Here is a 1184-nt window from a genome sequence, read left to right on the forward strand (position 1 = left end):
GCCGTAGATCAGGCGGTGACACACCGCGAATTCCAGTGCTGCCACCCTGTCGTCCGCCGTCACATAGGTGACCCTGAGAGGCCCTGCACCCGTGCTGACCCGTGGCTCCCCCACACTGGATGGTTGCGGCCAGTCGAGCACCAGTTCGACGGTGTCTTGCATGTTGTTCACGCTCGAGAAGGCCTCAGGGCGAATCCCCAGAAGCAGGCTCCGATAACCGCTCCCAAGATCAGGTTTGAAAGAAGCCCCTGGAGTGCGACGTAGACCCCATGGGACGTGAGCCTGCTATTGATATACGTTGCGCCTCCCGAGTCACCAGCAGAGTAGCCGCCGTCTCTCAGCATGAACGTCGCAAGCGCATGGAGGGCCAAGTTCAGCAGCAGCGCGCAGCAAGCACCTCCTGCCAGGCAGTCGACGATCGAAACCTTCTTGACTCGTCTGAGCATCAAGAATGAGGGTACGCCGAACACGGCGATTGCCGCCCAGGAAACAGTGACCATCGAGATGATCGCGAACCCGATGGCATTCCATTGACCGGCCAGCGCGGCTGAACCCAGCGCCAAAAAGCCGCACGGAAGGACGGGCGCCAGGACGAACCCTGCAGGGACTCGCCAACCAACTCTTTCCACGTGTAGGGACTCCTGGTGGGACATGAGCATCACGGAGCCGGGCAAGTCTGAGTGACTCTCCGACGGCCGACGCCAGTCTAGTGCGGGTTTCGGATAGGCTGTCCACCTACCTGTCGACATCGCTCGGATCCTGGAAGGTCACATGGCACCAGTTCAAGAGCTAGCAGCCCAAATCCTCGCCCTCCCGGACGTCAAGCAGTCAACCTCTCGCTTCGGCTCGAGAGATCGGCCAGCTTGGTCTGTCCTCGGCAAGGAGTTCGCTCACTTGCATGCCGATGACCTGCTCGATCTCGTCCGGCTGCTTTCGGGTAGGCTGCCCGCACCGTAGATCCAACAGACGTCCTGACCATGCATCAAGGTTCTTGCCATTGCGGCGCCGTCCGCCTCACGCTGCCATCCACACCGGAAGTTGCCACGGACTGCAACTGCTCGCTCTGCCGTCGGATCGGCGGCCCCTGGGTGTATTTCGAGTTCGGGACGGTGACGATCGAAGGCCATCCCGGCTCGACCGAGGCCTACGTCCAGGGCGACAAGACCCTGCGCACGATCCGCTGT

General features: G+C 61.7%; 2 protein-coding genes. One reads left to right on the top strand and one right to left on the bottom strand.

Annotated features, from left to right (window positions below; genetic code table 11):
* Positions 1-167 precede the first annotated feature (167 nt).
* The gene (locus tag AC1D01_RS35670) at positions 168-629 is read right to left on the bottom strand and encodes a hypothetical protein (RefSeq protein ID WP_477874391.1); all 462 of its coding nucleotides are present in this window, start codon (positions 627-629) and stop codon (positions 168-170) included.
* Between the two features lie 348 nt (positions 630-977).
* Between AC1D01_RS35670 and AC1D01_RS35675 the strand changes: the two genes are divergently transcribed.
* The coding region (locus tag AC1D01_RS35675; protein ID WP_477874393.1) for a GFA family protein at positions 978-1184 on the top strand (207 nt) is incomplete at its 3' end.

This window comes from Rhizobacter sp. P3_B12, assembly GCF_056402895.1.